This is a genomic window from Serratia sp. BNK-10, assembly GCF_047456065.1.
GTDB classification, from domain to species: domain Bacteria; phylum Pseudomonadota; class Gammaproteobacteria; order Enterobacterales; family Enterobacteriaceae; genus Serratia; species Serratia ureilytica.
Map to the genome: position 1 here is coordinate 4,560,289 of NZ_CP179894.1, position 21,376 is coordinate 4,581,664.

At 61.0% G+C, this 21,376-nt stretch carries 20 protein-coding genes; 7 read left to right on the forward strand and 13 right to left on the reverse strand.

Features of this window, described 5'->3' with window-relative positions:
• Positions 1-18 precede the first annotated feature (18 nt).
• Complete coding sequence (cysG, locus tag ACMGG9_RS22005; protein ID WP_414161716.1) at positions 19-1,422, forward strand: siroheme synthase CysG; 1,404 nt, start codon at positions 19-21, stop codon at positions 1,420-1,422.
• A 51-nt stretch (positions 1,423-1,473) separates the two neighbouring features.
• On the opposite strand, the gene trpS is transcribed toward cysG, so the two are convergent.
• From trpS to pilM, 12 genes are all read right to left on the reverse strand, one after another.
• Positions 1,474-2,481 carry a tryptophan--tRNA ligase gene (trpS, locus tag ACMGG9_RS22010; RefSeq protein WP_004930324.1) on the reverse strand — a complete coding sequence of 336 codons (1,008 nt, stop codon included), beginning with the start codon at positions 2,479-2,481 and terminating at the stop codon, positions 1,474-1,476.
• A 2-nt stretch (positions 2,482-2,483) separates the two neighbouring features.
• Positions 2,484-3,182 carry a phosphoglycolate phosphatase gene (locus ACMGG9_RS22015; protein ID WP_213588140.1) on the reverse strand — a complete coding sequence of 233 codons (699 nt, stop codon included), beginning with the start codon at positions 3,180-3,182 and terminating at the stop codon, positions 2,484-2,486.
• Positions 3,175-3,852, reverse strand: a complete 678-nt coding sequence (gene rpe, locus ACMGG9_RS22020) for a ribulose-phosphate 3-epimerase (RefSeq protein WP_019456160.1) — start codon at positions 3,850-3,852, stop codon at positions 3,175-3,177. Before rpe ends, ACMGG9_RS22015 begins: the two co-directional genes overlap by 8 nt.
• Before the next feature lie 51 nt (positions 3,853-3,903).
• Positions 3,904-4,716 carry an adenine-specific DNA-methyltransferase gene (dam, locus tag ACMGG9_RS22025; protein WP_033651736.1) on the reverse strand — a complete coding sequence of 271 codons (813 nt, stop codon included), beginning with the start codon at positions 4,714-4,716 and terminating at the stop codon, positions 3,904-3,906.
• A gap of 84 nt (positions 4,717-4,800) precedes the next feature.
• Positions 4,801-5,814 carry an SPOR domain-containing protein gene (locus tag ACMGG9_RS22030; RefSeq protein WP_033645274.1) on the reverse strand — a complete coding sequence of 338 codons (1,014 nt, stop codon included), beginning with the start codon at positions 5,812-5,814 and terminating at the stop codon, positions 4,801-4,803.
• A gap of 156 nt (positions 5,815-5,970) precedes the next feature.
• A complete protein-coding gene (gene aroB / locus ACMGG9_RS22035) occupies positions 5,971-7,071 on the reverse strand; it encodes a 3-dehydroquinate synthase (RefSeq protein ID WP_182265719.1) in 1,101 nt (366 codons plus the stop codon).
• A 127-nt stretch (positions 7,072-7,198) separates the two neighbouring features.
• Positions 7,199-7,720 (reverse strand): shikimate kinase AroK, encoded by a 522-nt coding sequence (gene aroK / locus ACMGG9_RS22040; RefSeq protein ID WP_004391482.1) that lies wholly within the window; start codon positions 7,718-7,720, stop codon positions 7,199-7,201.
• Between the two features lie 349 nt (positions 7,721-8,069).
• On the reverse strand, positions 8,070-9,314 hold the full coding sequence (gene hofQ / locus ACMGG9_RS22045) for a DNA uptake porin HofQ (protein ID WP_080280871.1): 1,245 nt from the start codon (positions 9,312-9,314) through the stop codon (positions 8,070-8,072).
• Complete coding sequence (locus ACMGG9_RS22050; RefSeq protein WP_033651738.1) at positions 9,311-9,670, reverse strand: HofP DNA utilization family protein; 360 nt, start codon at positions 9,668-9,670, stop codon at positions 9,311-9,313. Before ACMGG9_RS22050 ends, hofQ begins: the two co-directional genes overlap by 4 nt.
• Positions 9,663-10,157: a hypothetical protein gene (locus tag ACMGG9_RS22055; RefSeq protein WP_033651739.1), complete on the reverse strand. Its 495-nt coding sequence runs from the start codon at positions 10,155-10,157 to the stop codon at positions 9,663-9,665. Before ACMGG9_RS22055 ends, ACMGG9_RS22050 begins: the two co-directional genes overlap by 8 nt.
• Positions 10,150-10,689 (reverse strand): PilN domain-containing protein, encoded by a 540-nt coding sequence (locus tag ACMGG9_RS22060; RefSeq protein ID WP_033645278.1) that lies wholly within the window; start codon positions 10,687-10,689, stop codon positions 10,150-10,152. The genes ACMGG9_RS22055 and ACMGG9_RS22060 overlap by 8 nt, the downstream gene beginning before the upstream one ends.
• Positions 10,689-11,522, reverse strand: a complete 834-nt coding sequence (gene pilM / locus ACMGG9_RS22065; protein WP_033651740.1) for a type IV pilus biogenesis protein PilM — start codon at positions 11,520-11,522, stop codon at positions 10,689-10,691. The genes ACMGG9_RS22060 and pilM overlap by 1 nt, the downstream gene beginning before the upstream one ends.
• Positions 11,523-11,643: 121 nt before the next feature.
• Here pilM and mrcA point away from each other — a divergent pair, with 121 nt between their 5' ends.
• On the forward strand, positions 11,644-14,202 hold the full coding sequence (mrcA, locus tag ACMGG9_RS22070) for a peptidoglycan glycosyltransferase/peptidoglycan DD-transpeptidase MrcA (protein ID WP_033645280.1): 2,559 nt from the start codon (positions 11,644-11,646) through the stop codon (positions 14,200-14,202).
• A gap of 51 nt (positions 14,203-14,253) precedes the next feature.
• Here mrcA and nudE read toward each other — a convergent pair whose 3' ends face one another.
• The gene (gene nudE, locus ACMGG9_RS22075; protein WP_033645281.1) at positions 14,254-14,808 is read right to left on the reverse strand and encodes an ADP compounds hydrolase NudE; all 555 of its coding nucleotides are present in this window, start codon (positions 14,806-14,808) and stop codon (positions 14,254-14,256) included.
• Positions 14,809-15,253: 445 nt separating this feature from the next.
• Between nudE and ACMGG9_RS22080 the strand changes: the two genes are divergently transcribed.
• The 5 genes from ACMGG9_RS22080 (at position 15,254) to pckA (ending at position 21,290) form a co-directional block, all read left to right on the forward strand.
• Entirely contained in the window at positions 15,254-17,389 is a 2,136-nt protein-coding gene (locus tag ACMGG9_RS22080) for an intracellular growth attenuator family protein (protein ID WP_042785500.1), read from the forward strand.
• A gap of 98 nt (positions 17,390-17,487) precedes the next feature.
• Positions 17,488-18,168, forward strand: a complete 681-nt coding sequence (yrfG, locus tag ACMGG9_RS22085; protein ID WP_025304546.1) for a GMP/IMP nucleotidase — start codon at positions 17,488-17,490, stop codon at positions 18,166-18,168.
• Complete coding sequence (gene hslR, locus ACMGG9_RS22090) at positions 18,165-18,572, forward strand: ribosome-associated heat shock protein Hsp15 (RefSeq protein WP_033645283.1); 408 nt, start codon at positions 18,165-18,167, stop codon at positions 18,570-18,572. The genes yrfG and hslR overlap by 4 nt, the downstream gene beginning before the upstream one ends.
• Before the next feature lie 25 nt (positions 18,573-18,597).
• Positions 18,598-19,476, forward strand: coding sequence for an Hsp33 family molecular chaperone HslO (gene hslO, locus ACMGG9_RS22095; RefSeq protein WP_414161717.1), 879 nt, complete (start codon positions 18,598-18,600; stop codon positions 19,474-19,476).
• A 194-nt stretch (positions 19,477-19,670) separates the two neighbouring features.
• Positions 19,671-21,290 (forward strand): phosphoenolpyruvate carboxykinase (ATP), encoded by a 1,620-nt coding sequence (pckA, locus tag ACMGG9_RS22100; RefSeq protein WP_015379308.1) that lies wholly within the window; start codon positions 19,671-19,673, stop codon positions 21,288-21,290.
• Positions 21,291-21,376: the final 86 nt, after the last annotated feature.

A 21,376-nucleotide genomic window follows, 5' to 3' on the forward strand; every position in this document is an offset into this window, starting at 1 on the left:
TAATCCCGAGGAATGCCGATGGACTACCTGCCGATTTTCTGCCAACTGCAACACAAAGCCTGCCTGCTGGTCGGCGGCGGCGAAATCGCCGAACGCAAGGCGCGCCTGCTGCTGGACGCCGGCGCGGCGCTGACCGTCAACGCCCTGGCCTTCAGCCCGCAGTTCCACCAGTGGGCGGCAGAAGGCCTGTTGACGCTGGCCGAGGGCGAATTCAGCCCGGCCCTGCTGACGGAAAAATGGTTGGTGATCGCCGCCACTGACCGGCTGGAGGTCAACGCGCGGGTGTACCAGTGCGCCAACCAGCAGCGGGTGTTCTGCAACGTGGTCGATGACCCGAAACGCGCCAGCTTTATCATGCCGTCGATCATCGATCGTTCGCCGATCGTGGTGGCGGTGTCCTCCGGCGGCAAAGCGCCGGTGTTGGCGCGGTTGCTGCGCGAGAAGCTGGAAGCGCTGCTGCCGCAACACCTCGGCAAGCTGGCGCAGCTCGGCGGATCGCTGCGTCAACGGGTGAAACAGCGCTTCAGCAGCCTCGGCGCGCGCCGCCGCTTCTGGGAGCGGCTGTTCGCTCACGATCGGCTGGCGCAATCGCTGGCCAATGACGACGCGGCTCTGGCCGAACGCCAGCTCGAACAGCTGTTCAGCGAACGGCCGGAGGATCGCGGTGAAGTGGTGCTGGTGGGCGCCGGGCCGGGCGATGCCGGCCTGCTGACGCTGAAAGGGCTGCAACAGATCCAGCAGGCCGACGTGGTGGTTTACGACCGGCTGGTCTCCGAAGCGATCATGACGCTGGTGCGTCGCGACGCCGAGCGCATCTTCGTTGGCAAACGCGCCGGCCATCACTGCGTGCCGCAGGAGCAGATCAACCACATCCTGCTGCAGCAAGCGCGGCAAGGCAAACGCGTGGTGCGCCTGAAGGGCGGCGATCCCTTTATCTTCGGCCGCGGCGGCGAAGAGCTGGAAACGCTGGCGGACGCCAACGTACCGTTCTCGGTGGTGCCGGGCATCACCGCCGCCTCCGGCTGTTCCGCCTACAGCGGCATCCCGCTCACCCACCGCGACCACGCGCAGAGCGTGCGTCTGGTGACCGGCCACGCCAAGGCCGACGGTGGATTGGACTGGGCGACGCTGGCCGCCGGGCAACAGACGCTGGTGTTCTATATGGGGCTGTCGCAGGCGGCGGAGATCCAGCGCCGGCTGATCGCGAACGGACTGCCGGCCGCCACGCCGGTGGCGCTGGTGGAAAACGGCACTTCCTGTCGCCAGCGGGTGATCGAAGGCGAGCTTGGCCAACTGGGCGCCTTGTCCCTGCAGGCCGCCAGCCCCAGCCTGATCATCGTCGGCAGCGTGGTCAGCCTGCGCAGCAAGCTCAATTGGTTCGCCAGCGAGGCCCCGCCCGCCGGCCTGGCCCGAATGGCGTGATACCGACGTAAAAAAAGCGGCCCAAGGCCGCTTTTTTTATTTGCGCCGGCGTTACGCCTGCGGCGGTACGAAACCGACGGCCTGATAAACCTTCGCCAGGGTTTCCTGCGCGCGTGCACGGGCTTTGGCGGCGCCGTCGCGCATCACCTGCTGCAGGTAGGCTTCGTCGTTGCGGAAGCGGTGGTAACGCTCCTGCAGTTCAGCCAGCATGCCGGAGACGGCTTCCGCCACCGCGCCTTTCAGGTGGCCGTACATTTGGCCTTCGAACTCGGCTTCCAGCTGCGCGATGCTCTTGCCGGTGACGCCGGCGAGGATGTCCAACAGGTTGGAGACGCCCGCCTTGTTGACCACGTCGTAACGCACGACAGGCGGCTCTTCCGAGTCGGTCATTGCGCGTTTGATCTTTTTGGTCACCGCTTTCGGATCTTCCAGCAGGCCGATCACGTTGTTGCGGTTATCGTCCGACTTGGACATCTTCTTGGTCGGTTCCTGCAGCGACATCACGCGTGCGCCGGATTTAGGAATAAACGGCTCCGGCACTTTGAACACGTCGCCGTACAGCGCGTTGAAACGCTGGCCCACGTCGCGGCTCAGTTCCAGGTGTTGTTTCTGGTCTTCGCCCACCGGCACCTGATTGGTTTGATACAGCAGGATGTCCGCCGCCATCAGCACCGGATAGCTGAACAGCCCGGCGTTGATGTTCTCCGCGTAGCGTGCGGATTTGTCTTTGAACTGCGTCATGCGGCTCAGTTCGCCGAAATAGGTGTAGCAGTTCAGCACCCAGCTCAGCTGCGTATGCTCAGGCACGTGCGACTGCACGAAGATGGTGCTTTTTTCCGGATCGATACCGCAGGCCAGATACAGCGCCAGCGTATCCAGCGTGGCTTTGCGCAGCTTTTCGGCGTCTTGGCGCACGGTGATGGCATGCAGATCGACGATGCAGTAGATGCAGTCGTAGTCGTCCTGCATCTGCACCCACTGACGCAGCGCACCCATGTAGTTGCCGATGGTCAGTTCGCCGGACGGCTGCGCGCCGCTAAATACGATGGGCTTACTCATGTTTAAATTTCCTGATTCTCTAAAGATGACAGCCCAAGAGCGGGCAACAAATCGGCGAAGCGCTCCAACACCCGATCGGGGTGGCTCAGGGCGATCGATTCGCCGTAGTTATAACCGTAGGTAAAACCGACGCTCGGGCAACCGGCGCCCTGAGCGGCTTGAATATCGTTGCGCGAATCGCCGACGAACAGCAGTTCATGCGCTCGCAACCCAAGCTTGCCGAGCACCAGATACAACGGCGCCGGGTGAGGTTTCTTTTCCGTCACGTCGTCGCCGCCAATCACCAGCGAAAAATACTCGCCAATGCCCAGCGATGCCAGCAGCGGCGCCACGAACGGCGTCGGCTTGTTGGTCACCAATGCCATCGGGTAACCGTGCGAGGCCAGGCGGGCCAGCGTCTCTTGCACCTGCGGGAACAGGCGGCTGCCGCTGTCGACGGTCTGCGCGTAGAAATGATCGAAGCGCTCACGCAGCCGGCTGCACTGCTCCGGCGTGTCTTCCGCTTCCGCCCAGCGCAGCGCGCGCTGCACCAGCACGTCGGCGCCGTTGCCGATCCAGGTGCCAACTCGCTCTTCACCCGCTTGCGGCAGCCCCCTCTCTTCCAGCGCCATATCGATGGCGGCCGCGAGGCCCGGCGCGCTGTCGACCAGCGTACCGTCAAGATCGAAGGCCAGTGCGCGGATCGCGCCGAAATCAGCCATGGGAAACCTTCGCCAGCTCGCTGCGCATTTCGTCGATCACCTTGCGGTAGTCCGGCTGGCCAAAGATGGCGGAACCGGCGACAAACATATCGGCGCCCGCGGCGGCGATTTCGGCGATGTTGTCCACCTTCACCCCGCCGTCGACTTCGAGACGGATATCGCGGCCGCTGTCGTCGATCAACTTGCGCACCTGGCGCAGCTTGTCGAGCGTGCCGTGGATGAACGACTGGCCGCCGAAGCCCGGGTTGACCGACATCAGCAGGATCACGTCGATTTTATCCATCACGTAATCAAGATAGCTCAGCGGGGTCGCCGGGTTGAACACCAGGCCGGCCTTACAGCCGTGCTCTTTGATCAGCTGAATGGTGCGATCGACATGTTCGGAGGCTTCAGGGTGGAAAGAGATATAAGACGCGCCGGCCTTGGCGAAGTCAGGCACGATGCGATCCACCGGCTTGACCATCAGATGCACGTCAATCGGCGCGGTAATGCCGTAGTTGCGCAGCGCTTCGCACACCATCGGACCGATGGTCAGATTGGGCACGTAGTGGTTGTCCATGACGTCGAAGTGCACCACGTCGCCGCCTGCGGCCAGCACGTTAGCGGTATCTTCACCTAACCGGGCAAAATCTGCCGACAGAATGGACGGGGCAATCAAAAACTTTTTCATCCGCTTCTCCAAACGTAGGGTCGAGTTGTTATGCGCCGGGGTGCCCCCGGCTTAGCGATACAGCGCCAAAAGCTCGTTCACTTTGCTGCGGCCGAGAATATTGCGGCTGATCGTGCGGCGCGCTTTCACCACATACAGCGCAGCATGCTGGTACCAGTCGCGCGTCAGCTCGGTATCGTGATTGGAAATCAATACCGGCACCCGGCTCTCTACCGAGAGCTGATGCGCCAGATGCGCCAGGCTCTGCTGATCGGCGATGCTGAAGCTGTTGGTGTGATAAGCGGTGAAATTCGCCGTCGCCGACAGCGGCGCATAAGGCGGATCGCAATACACCACGGCGCCGGCTGCAGCCTTCGCCATGGTATCGCGGTAATGCTCACAGACAAAAGTGGCATTGCGCGATTTTTCAGCAAACCAGTAGAGCTCTTCTTCCGGGAAGTACGGTTTCTTGTACCGGCCAAACGGCACATTGAACTCGCCGCGCAGGTTATAGCGGCACAGGCCGTTATAGCAGTGACGGTTCAGGTACAGGAACAGCAGCGCCCGGCGGTAAGGCTCGGTGCTAGTATTGAACTCTTCTCGCAGCAGGTAAAACTGATCCGAGTTATTGAATTCATCGGCGAAAAGCGTGCGGGCATCGCGCACGAAGTCATCCGTGCGCAGCTTAACGATGTTATACAGGTTGATAAGATCGCTATTGATGTCGGCGAGAATGTAGGCGTCGTAATCCGTATTCAGAAAGACGGATCCCGCACCCACGAAGGGCTCGATTAAGCAGTCTCCCGCCGGCAGATGGCGACGAATCTCATCTACCAGCGGGTATTTTCCACCAGCCCATTTTAAAAAAGCGCGGTTTTTCTTCATGCCGTCAATTAGCTACTTATACAATTCAGAGCGGCGGATTGTACTCTGTTTCAGACAGCACATCAGCGCACAAATTTAAATGATTTATTTTTTAAGATCTTGCTGCACTTGGTGTACAGGTCGAACCCATGGTTTTTTCGCCTGCACATCGGCCGGCAACGAAGCAATGGCGCGCTTCGCTTCAGCAGAAGACGCATAGTTGCCGCTCACCAGCACGTACCACGGCTTGCCGTCACGCTTGGTGGCATACACCAGGTAATTCTGCAGCTTCTGCTGTTTGGCGTAGGCGTTCAGCGTATCGGAACGCGAAGCGCTGCTCAGTTGCAAGGTATAGTGGCTGCCCGGCGCAGACTGCACAGAACTGCCGCTGCTGGCGACCGCTCCCGCTTTCGCGGTGGAAGACGGCTTGGCCGGCGGCGTATACACCGTAGTCGGTGATTTATGCTGCGTTGCGGTCGGTTTGGCGGCGGCGGTTTTCGCCGGCGTTTTATGCTGTTGCGGGGCAGTGCCCTGCACAGGACGCGTCGCTTCGCGCGCTGCGGCGCCGCTCATCACCGTGGCCGGAGCGGTCGGCAACGTCGACGCTGCGCCGGTCATGCCCTGCGTAGCGGCGTCAACCTGCCCCTGCTGCTGCGACAGCGCATCCGCCATGTTGCCCGGCAAATCGACGCGCTGCTGCGCACCGCCTTGCTGAGGCTGCGTTTGCGCTTCGGTCGGCGTGCCGGAGATCGGCGGAACGCTGACGTTCTGCGGTTGCTGCGGCTGAGTCGCGCTCACGCCGTTATTATCGTGGGTATCCGTCGTGCCGCCCGGCACGCCGTTATTGGCGGTGGTCAGCGACGAAGAACCGGACAGGTTGATATCGCGGGCCGCGCCGTTTTGCGCGCCGCTCTCCTGAGCCGCTTCATGTTTGGTCGGCGCCTTCAGGGCTGAACCGATGCCGATAATCAGCAGCAGCAGCACCAAAATGCCGATGCCAATCATCAAATGCTGGCGCGAAACGGCGAAGCGCGGCGCGGCGGCCGGCTTGCGCGAACGCGTAGGACGACGATCGCTGCTATCAGGTCTGAGATCGTCTTCCGGTTTAAACTCGTCCATCTGAAACCCTCCAACTAGAGGCAAAAGCCCACCACCGTAGACCTACCGTGGCACGGGCGGATTAACCCGATGATGGCAAAGCGACACCCGTCGTGCTCTGCTCACTGTATTAATATAGATGCTAATGGCGGCTAAGCCACTGTTACTTAGTCCGATTTAATTACGCTTCCGCTCAGGCGAGCAGGCGGCGATCGACGCCAGCACCAGCTCATGCCCTACGCCGCCGCGCACTTCCGCCGCACCGATCGCGGTCGGCAACACCAAACGCAGTTCCCCCGCCAGCACTTTCTTGTCGCGCAACATGTGCGGCAAGTAGGATTCCGGCGTCATTTCCTGCGGCCCGCAGACCGGCAAGCCGGCGCGCAGCAGCAGCGCTTTGATGCGCTCGATGTCTTCAACGGAGAACTGGCCGAGACGGTGCGCGGTTTCCGCCGCCATCACCATGCCCGCAGCCACCGCCTCACCGTGCAGCCACACGCCGTAGCCCATCTCGGCTTCGATAGCATGGCCGTAAGTATGGCCCAGATTCAGCAGGGCGCGCAGACCGCTTTCGCGTTCGTCTGCGGCCACCACCTCGGCCTTCAGCTCGCAGCAGCGGCGAATACAGTAGGCCAACGCCTGCATATCCAACGCCATCAGCGCATCGATGTTATGTTCCAACCAGACGAAAAACTCGCGATCGAGAATGATCCCGTATTTGATGACTTCGGCCAGGCCGGAAGAGAGTTCACGCGTCGGCAGCGTTTTCAGGCAATCCAGATCAACCACCACCGAAGCGGGTTGATAGAAAGCGCCGATCATGTTTTTGCCGAGCGGGTGGTTGACGGCGGTCTTGCCGCCCACGGAGGAGTCCACCTGCGACAGCAGCGTGGTGGGAACCTGAATGAAGCGCACGCCACGTTGGTAGCACGCAGCGGCGAAGCCGGTCAGATCGCCGACAACGCCGCCACCGAGCGCGATCAGCGTGGTATCGCGCCCGTGCGGTTTTTCGAGCAGCGCCGAAAACACCTGCTCCAACACCGCCAGAGATTTGTACTGCTCACCATCGGGAAGAATCACCTGATCCACCACGACGCCGCTCTGCTCCAGCACCTGCCGGACACGCTCCAAATAGAGCGGCGCCAGGGTCTGGTTGGTGACCAACATCGCTTGTTCACCCGCCTTTAACGGCATAAAAGAAGCCGGATCGTCAAACAATCCGGCGGCGATGGTAATCGGGTAGCTGCGCTCCCCAAGCGTTACAGTAATTCTCTCCATGTCGCGCTTAGTTCTCTGTATGGTACGGCGGTGGTTGATCCCCGCAACGGCGGGGAACACAAATCAGTTTTCCGCATTAGCCGACGGCGAACGCGAAATAGCCGACGGCGAACGCGAAAATCGGCAATCAGTTGCTTTCCAGCATGTTGATGATCTGGTTGGCAACCACTTTAGCGCTCTGATCGTCGGTGCGAATGGTGACATCGGCAATCTCTTCATACAACGGATTGCGTTCTTTCGCCAAAGCTTCCAGCACTTCACGCGGCGGAGAATCAACCTGCAGCAGCGGGCGTTTTTTATCACGCTGGGTACGAGCCAACTGCTTTTCGATCGTGGTTTCGAGATAAACCACCACGCCGCGCGCGGACAGACGGTTGCGCGTTTCGCGCGACTTCACCGAACCGCCGCCGGTCGCCAACACAATCCCTTGCTTTTCCGTCAGTTCATTAATGACTTTTTCTTCACGATCGCGGAAACCTTCTTCCCCTTCCACGTCGAATACCCAGCCCACGTCAGCTCCGGTACGTCGCTCAATTTCTTGATCGGAGTCGAAGAACTCCATATTGAGTTGCTGAGCTAACTGACGGCCAATAGTGCTTTTGCCGGCACCCATAGGCCCAACCAGAAAGATATTGCGTTTCTCTGCCATGTTTTTCGGTATTACTAAGACAATTCGTTAATGTTAACCCGCCCCGCCAATCAAATCAGCGGCGGGACCTAAACTGAAACCTCATGAGCGATAGTGCGAGATCAGACGAAAAATTATCTCAACACTCTTGGTAGTTTGGCAACCGAATAAATCGCAATCCACGCCGCGGTAGGGAAACCATATGTTTTTAACGGCGTCTTGGCGCTAACAAAAAACCTCGGTGCTCAATTCGGTAACCCTTGTAAGCTAAATCGGCCGCAGCGTCAAACGCAGATCCCCCCAAGGGGATAAAAAAGTGTATCTGCTCATCAACTTTAGGCGATTTGCCGCCCGGCCGACAGGCCGCCGCTTATCCCTTAATCAGGGTCGGCGTAATAAAGATCACCAGCTCGCGTTTTTTCTGTTGTGCGCCGCTCTGCCGGAACAAGCCCCCCAGCAGCGGCGCATCCCCCAGTCCCGGCACCTTGTCCGCCGACTTGCCGCGATGCCGTTGAAAAATGCCGCCGAGCACCAGGGTTTCGCCGTTTTTCACCGTGATCTGCGTCTTAATCTCCTGTTTATCGATGGTCAACGCCTCTCCGGCCCCTCGGCTGATGGCGCGCCCCGGCATATTTTGGCTGATCTGCAGCGTCAGCGTGATGCGCCCGTCCGGCAACACCTTCGGCGTCACCTCCATGCCCAGCACCGCCTCTTTAAACTCGATGGCGGTCGCACCGCTGGCGCCGCTGGACACTTCATAAGGGATCTCCGTCCCTTGCTTGATGCTGGCGGTTTGTAGATGCGCCGTCAGGAGACGCGGGCTGGCGATGATCTCCACCTGATTTTCCTGCTCCAGCGCCGTCAGCTCCAGGCTCAGCAAACGCCCGCTGATGCGCGCCAGATGGAAACCGGCGCTCACCGCGCTGCGCTCCAACGGCAGGTTAACGCCGATATTGCCCGGCCGCAGCGGCCGCGCCGGCCTGTCGTCGGGCGCCAATCCCCAACGCACGCCGAGCTCACGCAGGCTTTCGCTGTTGATGGTCACGATATGCGCCGCCAGTTGCACCTGTGCCAGCGGCGCATCCATTTCCGTTATCCGCTTTTTCAACTGCGCCACAATCGGCGCGGTGTCGCGCAGCAGCAGCGTATTGGTGCGTTTATCCGCCAACACGCTGCCACGCTCGCTCAGCAACGCGCCACGTTGGGCGTTGAGGCTTTCGGCAATTTCCGCCGCATCGCCGTTTTGCACGGTCATCGTCAGGCTGTGCAAGGGTTGCCGCTGCGCCAACGCCTCTTGCTGCTGTCTTTTTTCCCGTGCATCCGGCTCCGGGGAGATCAGCATCACGTTACCCTCCCGCGTCATCGTCAGTTTGCCCATACGCAGGGTCAGCGCCAGCGCCTGGGGCCAGGGCACATCCTCCAGCCGCAGCGTCAGGTTGCCGCTCACGCCCGGCGCGGCGATCAGGTTCATCTGCCGATAATCCGCCAAGGCCTGCAGGATGACCGTGACCGGCGCATCCTGAAACTCCAATGAGATTATCTGTTTATCCTGAGCCTGCGCGGTGCCGAGCGCCAAACACCCTAGCGCCAAGCCCAGTCCAGCGCGTCCTTTCATGATTTGTCATCCTTGTCGTCGATCATCAGCGATATGTCGTCGCGGCTCGTCGGGCACTCCGGTTCGGCCGTCAGCGCCTTCAACGTCAGGCTGCGCGCCTGCACCTGCGTCACCTGCCAGCGCTCGGCAAGCACCCGTTGTTGCGGCCGCAGGCGCAACCATTGCCCCGCCGGCGTCACCACCCAGCCATAGCGCTGCATCGGTTGCCCGATGACGCCTTTCAATCGCCAGCCCGCCGGGGATGTCTCTGTCTGGGCGCAAGCAGGCATCGGAGGCGGCGCAAACGGGTCGCGCGGTTCGGCGCATAAGGCCCACGGCCATAGCAGCCACCACCAACGGCCGGATCTTCTACTCATCGGCCAGCTCCTCGGCGGCATCCTGTAAAACCAACCGCGCCGTCATGCCCTGCGGCGGCGTCTCCACGCTCAATTGTTCGAGACGCAAATCGGCGGGAAGCGCCTCCAGCAGCGCCAACAAACCGGGGTAGTCAATGCGCAAGCTCAGCGTTTGCCGCGGCGGTTTTTCCTGCCGCTGCCAGCGCAATAAGGCGCCCCCCGCACGTTGCAGCCCGTTCGTCAGATCGCCGGTGGCGGCCGGAGCGATCGGCGTCGGCGGCATCAGGGCGACCGGCGCCTCGTCCAGTTGGCGCTGCGCCACGGCGATCTGTTGCAGCAGGCGCTGTTGCCGCTCTGTCGCGATTTCCCGCTGACGCCATTCGTCTTGCAGCATCCAGCCGCCGCCCAACAACGCCAACGTGCCGATGCCCAGCCATTGCGCGGCCAGCAATCGCCGGCCCGACAGGCCCAGCAAGAAGCGCAGCCCAGATGGCAAACGGTTATCCATCACGCCCCCATTGCGCCACCAGATGAAAGGCGTACAGGCCGTCGTCGCGTTGCGCCACCTCCGCCAAACGCAGCCGCGGTAACGCGGGCATCCCCGCCAGCCGCCGTTCGAACTGCGAAATGGCGGCAGGAGAACGGCTCAATCCACGCAGCCGCAGGCCGTTCGCCGCATCGCTGTCCAACGCCGTGAGCCACAGCGGTGGGGGGAGGCAGGAGGAGAGTTGCTGCAGCAGTTGCAAATAACGCCGGTTATGTTGGGCATTGCGCGCCTGCCGTTCAGCGAGGGCGCTGTATCGCGCCCGTTGCGCCCGCTCTTGCTGCTGCTGACGGACGAGCAGCGTCACTGCCGCCAGCTCTTCTTCCAACAGCGCCAGCCGCTCCTGGCGCTGCGCCTGTTGATGACGCAGTTGGCCGGCGACGAGGCCCCCTGCCAGCAACAGCACCGTTATCTGCAACAGCAACACGCCCAGCCAGAAGCAGCCGCGCCGCCGATCGCGACGTTGCCGCCAGGGCAAAAAGTTGACCTGGTACATCAGCGGTCCTCCTCGCGCAGCGCCAGACCGCCGGCCAACGCGAACGCTGAGGGATGCACGGGCAACGGCGGACGCAGCTGCGTGAAGGCGCTGAGCGGCGACCAGGAAAGGCAGCCGACGGGCAAGGCTCCTGCCAGCACGCTGCCGGCATAGACCGGTCGATCATCGTCCGCCGGCATCTGGGCTTGCAGCGCCCGCAGCGCCTGCGCGTCATCGTCGCCCGGCGTCAGCCCGAACGCGAACGCGCCGTCGGCCGGCGCCACCCACAGCCATTCTCGCTCGAGACGATGCATCAGCCCCGCGGTGTGCGGCACGCCCGCCGCCGTCGCCATCATCCGCAGCGCGCAGGGCGTAATATCGACCGCTTGCGGATGCAGGCCCGCCTGGCGCAGACAGTGCAGCCACTGCTGCAGCTCCTGCCGCCGCGCGGCGGTCAACAGCAGCGCCGCCCCCTCCGCCGGCGCGGCGCGATAGTCGAGCGCCAGAGTCTGGCCGTCGAGTGGGAACTGCTTTACGCCGTGGCCAACGATATAGTCGCTGCGTTCCGGCTCGCGCAGCCGCGCGTCCGGCTGCGCCATGCACTGTTGCAACACTCGCTGCGCCGGCAGGGCAATGCGTAAGGAAATATGTCGCGGCAGTTGGACGCGCCATTGCCGCAGCGCCCGGATCAGGGCTTCGGAAGGTGCCAGGCAGCCGTCGCGTAAAACCGCCTGCGGCAGCGTCTGTTGCCACCAGTGACGCAGTTGCCAGCCGTTGCGGCGGCGTTGGACCGCCAGCGCCCGCACGCAGTCGATTTGTATATCCAGCCCCACCTGCCATGCTTGAGGGAACATGTTTCACAAGCCTCCATAACATCCGATGATAAAAGAACATATCCATGTCGCAGGCTTGCCTTTATACTACCGCGCGGTTGTTTATAAACTGCCCAAATGACTTAGAAATGGGAAATCTCAGGTGAAGTTCGTAAAGTATTTACTAATCCTTGCAGTATGTTGCATCGTGCTGGGAGCAGCCTCGATTTTCGGCTTGTACAAATATGTCGAGCCGCAGCTGCCCGACGTCGCAACGCTGAAAGACGTGCGGCTGCAGATACCGATGCAGGTTTACAGCGCCGATGGCGAACTGATCGCCCAGTACGGCGAGAAGCGCCGCATTCCGCTGAAGTTGGATCAAATTCCGCCGGTGATGGTGCACGCATTTATCGCCACCGAAGACAGCCGCTTCTATGATCACCACGGTGTCGATCCGGTCGGCATCTTCCGCGCGGCCTCCATCGCGCTGGTCTCCGGCCACGCTTCCCAGGGGGCCAGCACCATTACCCAACAGCTGGCGCGTAACTTCTTCTTAAGCCCGGAACGCACCCTGATGCGTAAAATCAAGGAAGCCTTCCTGGCGGTACGCATCGAGCAGATGCTGACCAAAGATGAAATCCTTGAGCTGTATCTGAACAAGATCTACCTGGGTTACCGCGCTTACGGCGTGGGCGCCGCCGCGCAGGTCTATTTCGGCAAGGACGTCAGCCAGCTCACCCTGAGCGAGATGGCGACCATCGCCGGCCTGCCGAAAGCGCCGTCCACCTTCAACCCGCTCTATTCGCACGATCGCGCCGTTGCCCGCCGCAACGTAGTGCTGTCGCGCATGCTGGACGAACACTACATCACGCAGGCGCAGTACGATCAGGCGCGTTCTGAAGATTTGGTCGCCAACTACCATGCGCCGGAAATCAGCTTCTCCGCCCCGTATCTCTCCGAGATGGTGCGTCAGGAAATGATCAAGCGCTACGGTGAAAACGCCTATACCGACGGTTATAAGGTTTACACCACCGTGACCAAACGGCTGCAGCTGGCGGCGCAGGAATCGGTGCGCAATAACGTGTTGGCCTATGACATGCGCCACGGCTATCGCGGCCCGTCAAACGTGCTGTGGAAAGTCGGCGAAGCGGCCTGGGATCGCAAACAGATTGTCGACTCGCTGAAAAACCTGCCGAACTACGGCCCGCTGGCGCCGGCGGTCATCACCGCCGCCAACCCGCAGGAAGCGACGGCGATGCTGGCCGACGGCAGCAGCATTGCCCTACCGATGGCCACCATGCGCTGGGCGCGGCCATACCGTTCAGACACTCAGCAAGGCCCAACGCCGAAACGCGTCACCGACGTGGTGCAGCCAGGTCAGCAGGTCTGGGTGCGTAAAGTGAACGAGGCCTGGTGGCTGTCGCAGGTGCCGGACGTCAACTCGGCGCTGGTTTCCATCAACCCGAACGACGGCGCGGTGAAAGCGCTGGTCGGCGGCTTCGATTTCAACCAGAGCAAGTTCAACCGCGTCACGCAGGCCCTGCGTCAGGTGGGCTCGAACATCAAACCGTTCCTGTATACCGCCGCGATGGATAAAGGCCTGACGCTGGCCACCATCCTGAACGACTTGCCGATCACCCGTTGGGATGCCGGCGCCGGCACCGACTGGCGGCCGAAGAACTCGCCGCCGACCTACGATGGCCCGATTCGTCTGCGTCAAGGGCTGGGGCAGTCGAAGAACGTGGTGATGGTGCGCGCGATGCGTGCGATGGGCGTCGACTACGCGGCGGAATATCTGCAGCGCTTCGGCTTCCCGGCACAGAACATCGTGCATACCGAATCGCTGGCGCTGGGCTCCGCTTCCTTCACCCCGATGCAGCTGGTGCGCGGTTACGCGGTGCTGGCGAACGGCGGTTACCTGGTCGATCCGTACTTCATCACCAAAATTGAAGACGACAACGGCAATACGGTGTTCGAAGCCAAACCTAAAGTGGTTTGCAGCAGCTGCAACCTGCCGGTGATCTACGGTGATACTCACCGTTCGGCCGTGCTGTCCGATGACAACATCGAAAACGTCGCCACCTCGCAGGAAGGCAGCAACAGCACGGTGCCGATGCCGCAGCTGGAGCAGGTAACCCCGGCTCAGGTGCAGCAGGACGGCGACCAACAGTATGCGCCGCACGTGATCAGCACGCCGCTGGCCTTCCTGATCCACGACGCGCTGAACAGCAACATCTTCGGTGAACCGGGTTGGATGGGCACCGCCTGGCGCGCCGGGCGCGATCTGAAACGTCATGATATCGGCGGCAAAACCGGTACCACCAACAGTTCCAAAGACGCCTGGTTCTCCGGCTATGGCCCGGATACCGTGACGTCGGTGTGGATCGGCTTCGACGATCACCGCCGCGATCTGGGCCGTTCGACGGTGTCCGGCGCCATCCCGGATCAGATTTCCGGCGGCGAAGGCGGTGCCAAGAGCGCCCAGCCGGCGTGGGACGACTTCATGAAGATCGCGCTGGAAGGCATTCCGGAGCAGAAAGTCACGCCGCCTCCGGGCATCATCAGCGTCACCATCGACAAGAGCAGCGGCAAGCTCTCTGGCGGTGGCGGCGGCAGCCGTTCCGAGTACTTTATCGAAGGAACGCAGCCGACGGACTACCCATCGCGCGATACCGGCACCACGCTGACCGATCCGGGCGGCGAAAGCCACGAGCTGTTCTGATCGAAAAGGGCCAGAGAAATCTGGCCCTTTTTTTATGCGGCGCGAAGCGTCTCAGCGCGAAGCGCGCAGAAACGCCTCGGAGAGGAACAGCGCGCTGACGTTGCGCGCCTCACGGAAATCCGGTTCCGCCAGCAGCGCCATCATGTTGGCGATCGGCCAGCGCACCTGCGGCAGGGGTTCCGGTTCGTCCCCTTCCAGGCTCTGCGGGTAGAGATCGTGCGCCAGCACAATATTCATTTTGCTGGAAAAGTAGGATGGCGCCATCGTCAGCTTGCTGAGGAAATCAAAGCGTCTGGCGCCGAATCCCACCTCTTCCATCAGCTCGCGGTTGGCCGCCTCCAGTACCCCCTCGCCGGGATCGATCAACCCTTTCGGGAAGCCGAGCTCATAGGATTCAGTGCCCACCGCATATTCGCGGATCAGCAGCAGGTCATCGCCAATCACCGGCACAATCATCACCGCTTCGCGATCCGAAGGCCGCATGCGCTCATACACCCGCCGCACACCGTTGCTGAATTCCAAATCGACCGACTCGACGTTGAACAAACGCGAACGCGCGACCGTTTCCACTTTCAGAATTTTAGGTTTTTGCAGGTGTTTATCCATGATTGCCTCAAAGAGGTTGCCCAGGCGCGGACAGGGCAACCGAAAAAATGATTGGCGTAACGCACGGCTCGTTGGCGCTCAAACGCTGACCAAATTCGATCTTGATCACATTGTGCGTTAAGGGCAAGCTCGGCCGCAACGCGCATGAACAGTAATTTACTTTCTTTTAACAAGCGTCGCCAGCCGCAGGCGATTTTCTGCACTGATTCAGCAAACAGCGCGCATGAAAATAGGATAATGCCGATATCGACGGCAGGGGCCGGTTGCTAGTATCACGCAGGCAAGAATCAGTGATAAAATGACCTTGCTTCATGAAGGAATGAGATCCAAAGCGAAAATTTGTTTGTTCCCTCATTAGTTCTGGGTGCCTCCTGGCGGTTTACTCCGTATAATATTCAGCTTTTCATCAGGTTGGCGAAATTCACGGGTGTGAGATGGGGATTGCATGAGCACAATAGTGTTGATATTGGCCTTAGTGCTTGTCTGCCTGATTGCCGCCGGCCTGTACCTGTGGTTCAAGGCCCGCCACCCGACGGCGCTGGCGCGCACGCTGCCGTTTATCAAACCCGCCCACCGCAAGCTGACCGACGAAGAACGCGCGGCGGTCGAGTTCTACCTCAATCAACAAAACAAGCTGAGCAACAAACTGTTGCCCGGCGGCGGCGCTACGCTGCCCGCAGCCAAACTGGCGCTCACCCCGCAAAGCGATAACGTTTATCCCGTGACGCACGCCATCACCCGTTACGGGCTGGCCAGCGACGATCCCAATAAATGGCGCTATTACCTCGATGCCGAAGAGGTACATCTGCCGCCATTTTGGGAACCCTACATCACCGCCGATAACCATGTGGAAGTGATCCGAACCCAGACGCTGCCTCTGGTGATTTCGCTCAATGGGCACTCGCTGAAAGATCATATCCACGACCGGCCGCAGCCGCCGGTCGTGACCGCCGCGCCGACCAAAAACGCCTCCATCCGCAAGGAAGAGAGCGAGCATGTCGAGCTGGTGAACATTCGCAAGGAAACGCCGGAAGAGCATGCGCTGAACCGGCCGAACGGCATCCGTGAAGCCGTCATCATCTCCGCCGCGCTGCTGCTGCTGTTCTTCAGCCTGATCAGCCCGGTGTTGGTGATCCCCTGGATGATTTTCGTGGCGGTGCTGATGATCGCCTGGGGAGGGTGGAACCTGTTCCGCCGCCCGGCGTCGCGCGAGTTGAAAGAGATCCACTGCCTGCGCGGCACGCCAAAGCGCTGGGGCCTGTTCGGCGAATCCGGCCAGGGGCAGATCAGCAATATTTCGCTCGGCATTATCGATCTGATCTATCCGCCGCACTGGCAACCGTACCTGACGCAGGATCTGGGCAAAACCACCGATGTGGACGTCTATCTCAACCGTCAGGTGGTGCGGCAGGGGCGCTTCCTGTCGCTGCATGACGAAGTGAAGAATTTCCCGTTGCAGCAGTGGGGCCGCAATGCGGTGCTGGTCGCCAGCTCGGCGCTGGTTCTGCTGCTGCTGCTGATCTATATCCCGCTCAACCTGCCGTTGACCCTCAGCATGGCCTGGCTGCAAGGCGCGCAAAAAGTGGAAGTGACCAGCGTACAGGCGCTGGAGGCCACGCCGCTGCGCATCGGCGACACGCTGAAAGTGCGCGGCAGCGGCATGTGCTATGTCCCACCGCCGGCCAACGGCGGCGGCGCCGTCAATTTTGCGCCGTTCGACTGCTCCGGCATCTATTGGAACACCGCCGCCCCGCTGCCGCAGCCGGAATCGGAAGTCATAGACAAAGCGACAGCCCTGCTGGCGACGGTCAGCGGTCAGCTGCATCCGAGCGGCGCCGATCAGAAGGTCAACCCGCAGCTGGCCAGCGCCATCGAGAAATCCGGCATGATCCTGCTGGACGATTTCTCCGATATCGTGCTGAAAACGCAGGATCTGTGCCAGACGGAAAACGACTGCGTACGGCTGAAAAACGCGCTGGTTAACCTGGGCAACGCGAAAAACTGGAGCAGCCTGGTGAAACGCGCCAAATCCGGCGCGCTGCAAGGCGTCAACGTCCTGCTTCGTCCGGTCAGCGCCGAATCGCTGGAAAGCCTGACCAAAGTGGCCACCTCGTCGTTCATCTTCAATGAGACGCGACTGGCCGCCGCTGCGCTCAACAGCCCGCCGCCAGGCGGTTTCCTGATCCGCAGCGACGAAGGCCGCCAGTGGGTCAGTCACCCCCAGCCGCAGACGCCGCAAAGCGAATACAACGCGCTCGACCAGTGGAATGAGCTGCAGCGCCAGTCCAACCTGCTGCTGCATACCCCATTCCAGGCGCAGGGCGTGATCACCAGCCTCAGCGTTGACGCCAACGGCACTCGCCACGTGGCGTTGCACAGCGAACCGGACATGATCACCCTGTGGCGCTATCTCGGCACCAGCCTGTTGTTGCTGGCCGTAGTGGTCAGCCTGGGTTATAACGCCTGGCGGCTGGTGCAGCGTCGACGCATCAATCAGCACCGCGTCGCCGATATCCAGCGTTACTACGACAGCTGCTTCAACCCGCAGCTCAATCCGATGTCGATGCGGCCGATGGCCTGAACCTGACGCCGGGGCTTCGGCCCTGTCATCCGCTTATGCTACGCTAACGCTATTATTCTCATCTGCGGACTGCCCGTCGGTCCGCCCGTGGAGTTTTTATGGTTCCCGAGTTTGATTGGCCGCAGATCGATACCGTGCTGCTGGACATGGACGGCACATTGCTGGATCTGGAGTTCGACAGCCACTTTTGGCTCAGCCTGGTGCCGCAGGCGCTGAGCGAAAGGCGCGCCATTCCGTTCGACGAAGCCCGCCACATCATCGAGCGGGAATATCAGGCGGTGCAGCACACCATGAACTGGTATTGCTTCGATTACTGGAGCGAGCGGCTGGATCTGGACATTTACCGCATGACCAGCGAAGTGGGCAGCCGCGCCCGGCTGCGCGAAGACACCGAGCCTTTTTTACGGGCGCTGCGCGACGCCGGCCTGCAAACCATTTTGCTGACCAACGCCCATCCGCACAGCCTGGCGGTGAAAATCGAGCATACCGGCCTCGATCGGCACCTTGATTTATTGTTTTCCACCCACACATTTGGTTATCCGAAAGAAGATCAGCGTCTGTGGCAGGCAGTGCAACAGCACACCGGATTCAACCCGCAGCGCACGCTGTTTGTCGACGACGGCGAGCCAATCCTCGACGCGGCGCGCACTTTCGGCATTCGTTACTGCCTGGGCGTGCAAAACCCGGACTCCAGCACGGCGGAGAAAAGCTTCCAGCGCCATCCGTCGATGCGCGACTACCGCCTGCTGATACCGGCGCTGGCCAAGGGGGAAGCATGAAGGAAAAAGCGACGCGCGACGACGCGGTCCGACTGGATAAGTGGCTGTGGGCCGCACGCTTCTACAAGACCCGCGCGCTGGCGCGCGAAATGATCGACGGCGGCAAGGTGCATTACAACGGCCAGCGCGGCAAGCCGAGCAAGATTGTCGAGCTCAACGCCGAGCTCAAACTGCGGCAGGGCAACGAAGAACGTACGGTGATCGTGCTGGCGCTGACCAGCCAACGCCGCGGCGCCAACGAGGCGCAGCAAATGTATCAGGAAACCGAAGCCAGCATCGCCAACCGCGAAAAAATGGCGCTGGCGCGCAAGATGAACGCGTTGACCATGCCGCATCCGGACCGACGTCCGGACAAAAAGGAGCGGCGCGACCTGATGAAATTTAAATTTGGTGAGCAGGAATAACCCCTCACCGCAATGAGAGAAGATTATGTCCAACCATGACCAATTGCACCGTTACCTGTTTGAAAACTACGCGGTGCGCGGCGAGCTGGTTACCGTCAGCGAAACCTATCAGCAGATCCTGAACAACCACGACTACCCGGCGCCGGTGCAAAAACTGCTGGGCGAGCTGCTGGTCGCCACCAGTCTGCTGACCGCAACCCTGAAGTTCGACGGCGACATCACCGTTCAGCTGCAAGGCGACGGCCCGCTGAAGCTGGCGGTGATCAACGGCAACAACCGCCAGGAGATGCGCGGCGTTGCGCGCACCCAGGCGCCTATCGCTGACGACAGCACCCTGCATCAGATGATCGGCAACGGCGTCATGGTCATCACCATTTCCCCAACGGAAGGCGAGCGCTATCAGGGCGTGGTCGGTCTGGAAGGGGAAACGCTGGCCGAATGCCTGGAAGCCTACTTCCGCCAGTCTGAACAGTTGCCGACCCGCCTGTTCATCCGCACCGGCGAAGCGGAAGGCAATGCCGCGGCGGCCGGCATGCTGCTGCAGGTGCTGCCGGCGCAAGACGGCAACCTCGATGATTTCGATCACCTGGTGCAACTGACCAACACGGTCAAAAGCGAAGAGCTGTTCGGCCTGCCGGCCAACGAGGTGCTGTACCGTCTGTATCATCAGGAAGAAGTCACTCTGTATGAACCGCAGGACGTGCAATTCCGTTGTACCTGTTCACGCCAGCGTTGCGCCGACGCGCTGCTGACGCTGCCGACCGACGAAGTGGCGGACATGCTGGAGCAGGACGGCAATATCGACATGCACTGCGACTACTGCGGCAGCCACTATGTCTTTGACCCGGTTGATGTTGCCGCGTTGTATGCGGGCAACACCGGCGAAAGCGACCGGTTGCACTAAGTCACACCCTCTCGGCGGGCGCGCCCGGCGCCCGCCAAGCCCCGCCGTTTGCACGTTTGCTTTTTTCCGTGTGCTATCTCTCAGATCGTAACGAAATACCGCCTAAAACGTTAAATATTTGATACCCATCGCGGTTACGCACCGTTAGATCCCTACAATTGCCGCCAGAAATTCTGTGACCAAGGAGTAGTAACATGCGCGTTAAAGGTATAACCCCTCAGGATCTGGCCGCTTACGGCATTCACGACGTCAGCGAAATCGTTCACAACCCGAGCTATGAACTGCTGTTTAAGGAAGAAACAGACCCATCTCTGGAAGGTTTTGAGCGTGGGGTAGTCACCAAGCTGGGTGCCGTCTCCGTCGATACCGGCATCTTCACCGGCCGTTCGCCGAAAGACAAATACATCGTCCGCGACGACATCACCCGCGATACCGTGTGGTGGGCCGATCAGGGCAAAGGCAAAAACGACAACAAACCTCTCAGCCCGGAAGTCTGGGCCGATCTGAAACACCTGGTCACCGAGCAACTGTCCGGCAAGCGCCTGTTCGTGGTGGATACCTTCTGCGGCGCCAACGCCGACTCGCGCCTGAAAGTGCGTTTCATCACCGAGGTGGCCTGGCAGGCGCACTTCGTGAAAAACATGTTCATCCGCCCGAGCGACGAAGAGCTGGCTGACTTCGAACCGGACTTCGTGGTGATGAACGGCGCCAAATGCACCAACCCGAACTGGCAGCAGCAAGGCCTGAACTCGGAGAACTTCGTCGCCTTCAACCTGACCGAGCGCATGCAGCTGATCGGCGGCACCTGGTACGGCGGCGAAATGAAGAAAGGCATGTTCTCGATGATGAACTACCTGCTGCCGCTGAAAGGCATCGCCTCGATGCACTGCTCGGCCAACGTGGGCGAGAAAGGCGACGTGGCGGTGTTCTTCGGCCTGTCCGGCACCGGCAAGACCACCCTCTCCACCGATCCTAAGCGTCAGCTGATCGGCGATGACGAGCACGGCTGGGACGACGACGGCGTGTTCAACTTCGAAGGCGGTTGCTACGCCAAGACCATCAAGCTGTCTGAAGAAGCCGAGCCGGACATCTACCACGCCATCAAACGCGATGCGCTGCTGGAAAACGTCACCGTGTTGGCCGACGGCAGCATCGACTTCAACGACGGTTCGAAAACCGAGAATACCCGCGTTTCTTACCCGATCTACCATATCCAGAACATCGTCAAGCCGGTGTCCAAGGCGGGTCACGCCACCAAGGTGATCTTCCTGACTGCCGACGCCTTCGGCGTGCTGCCGCCGGTATCGCGCCTGACCGCCAACCAGACTCAGTACCACTTCCTGTCCGGCTTCACCGCCAAACTGGCCGGCACCGAGCGCGGCGTGACCGAGCCGACGCCAACCTTCTCCGCCTGCTTCGGCGCCGCATTCCTGTCGCTGCACCCGACGCAGTACGCCGAAGTGCTGGTGAAACGCATGCAGGCCGCCGGCGCCCAGGCTTACCTGGTCAACACCGGCTGGAACGGCACCGGCAAACGCATCTCGATCAAAGATACGCGCGGCATCATCGACGCCATCCTGAGCGGTGAAATCGACAAGGCGGAAACCGTTACCCTGCCTATCTTCGATCTGGCGATGCCGACCGCGCTGCCTGGCGTGAACCCGGAGATCCTCGATCCGCGCAATACCTACGCCAGCCTCGAGCAGTGGCAGGAAAAAGCGCAGGATCTGGCCGAGCGCTTCATCACCAACTTCGACAAATACACCGACACGCCTGCGGGTGCCGCGCTGGTCAGCGCCGGCCCGAAGCTGTAATTCGGTAACGTTACCTCTTCAGCTAAGGCGCGGATCCCGCGCCTTTTTTTATTTCAATTGATTGCTTTTTAACCGGGGAGACGAGA

What these genes read in the sequence shown, in the direction of transcription:
- cysG (WP_414161716.1), top strand. Translation starts at nt 19, where the DNA reads ATGGACTACCTGCCGATTTTCTGCCAACTGCAACACAAAGCCTGCCTG.
- trpS (WP_004930324.1), bottom strand. Translation starts at nt 2,481, where the DNA reads ATGAGTAAGCCCATCGTATTTAGCGGCGCGCAGCCGTCCGGCGAACTG.
- ACMGG9_RS22015 (WP_213588140.1), bottom strand. Translation starts at nt 3,182, where the DNA reads ATGGCTGATTTCGGCGCGATCCGCGCACTGGCCTTCGATCTTGACGGT.
- rpe (WP_019456160.1), bottom strand. Translation starts at nt 3,852, where the DNA reads ATGAAAAAGTTTTTGATTGCCCCGTCCATTCTGTCGGCAGATTTTGCC.
- dam (WP_033651736.1), bottom strand. Translation starts at nt 4,716, where the DNA reads ATGAAGAAAAACCGCGCTTTTTTAAAATGGGCTGGTGGAAAATACCCG.
- ACMGG9_RS22030 (WP_033645274.1), bottom strand. Translation starts at nt 5,814, where the DNA reads ATGGACGAGTTTAAACCGGAAGACGATCTCAGACCTGATAGCAGCGAT.
- aroB (WP_182265719.1), bottom strand. Translation starts at nt 7,071, where the DNA reads ATGGAGAGAATTACTGTAACGCTTGGGGAGCGCAGCTACCCGATTACC.
- aroK (WP_004391482.1), bottom strand. Translation starts at nt 7,720, where the DNA reads ATGGCAGAGAAACGCAATATCTTTCTGGTTGGGCCTATGGGTGCCGGC.
- hofQ (WP_080280871.1), bottom strand. Translation starts at nt 9,314, where the DNA reads ATGAAAGGACGCGCTGGACTGGGCTTGGCGCTAGGGTGTTTGGCGCTC.
- ACMGG9_RS22050 (WP_033651738.1), bottom strand. Translation starts at nt 9,670, where the DNA reads ATGAGTAGAAGATCCGGCCGTTGGTGGTGGCTGCTATGGCCGTGGGCC.
- ACMGG9_RS22055 (WP_033651739.1), bottom strand. Translation starts at nt 10,157, where the DNA reads ATGGATAACCGTTTGCCATCTGGGCTGCGCTTCTTGCTGGGCCTGTCG.
- ACMGG9_RS22060 (WP_033645278.1), bottom strand. Translation starts at nt 10,689, where the DNA reads ATGTACCAGGTCAACTTTTTGCCCTGGCGGCAACGTCGCGATCGGCGG.
- pilM (WP_033651740.1), bottom strand. Translation starts at nt 11,522, where the DNA reads ATGTTCCCTCAAGCATGGCAGGTGGGGCTGGATATACAAATCGACTGC.
- nudE (WP_033645281.1), bottom strand. Translation starts at nt 14,808, where the DNA reads ATGGATAAACACCTGCAAAAACCTAAAATTCTGAAAGTGGAAACGGTC.
- ACMGG9_RS22080 (WP_042785500.1), top strand. Translation starts at nt 15,254, where the DNA reads ATGAGCACAATAGTGTTGATATTGGCCTTAGTGCTTGTCTGCCTGATT.
- yrfG (WP_025304546.1), top strand. Translation starts at nt 17,488, where the DNA reads ATGGTTCCCGAGTTTGATTGGCCGCAGATCGATACCGTGCTGCTGGAC.
- hslR (WP_033645283.1), top strand. Translation starts at nt 18,165, where the DNA reads ATGAAGGAAAAAGCGACGCGCGACGACGCGGTCCGACTGGATAAGTGG.
- hslO (WP_414161717.1), top strand. Translation starts at nt 18,598, where the DNA reads ATGTCCAACCATGACCAATTGCACCGTTACCTGTTTGAAAACTACGCG.
- pckA (WP_015379308.1), top strand. Translation starts at nt 19,671, where the DNA reads ATGCGCGTTAAAGGTATAACCCCTCAGGATCTGGCCGCTTACGGCATT.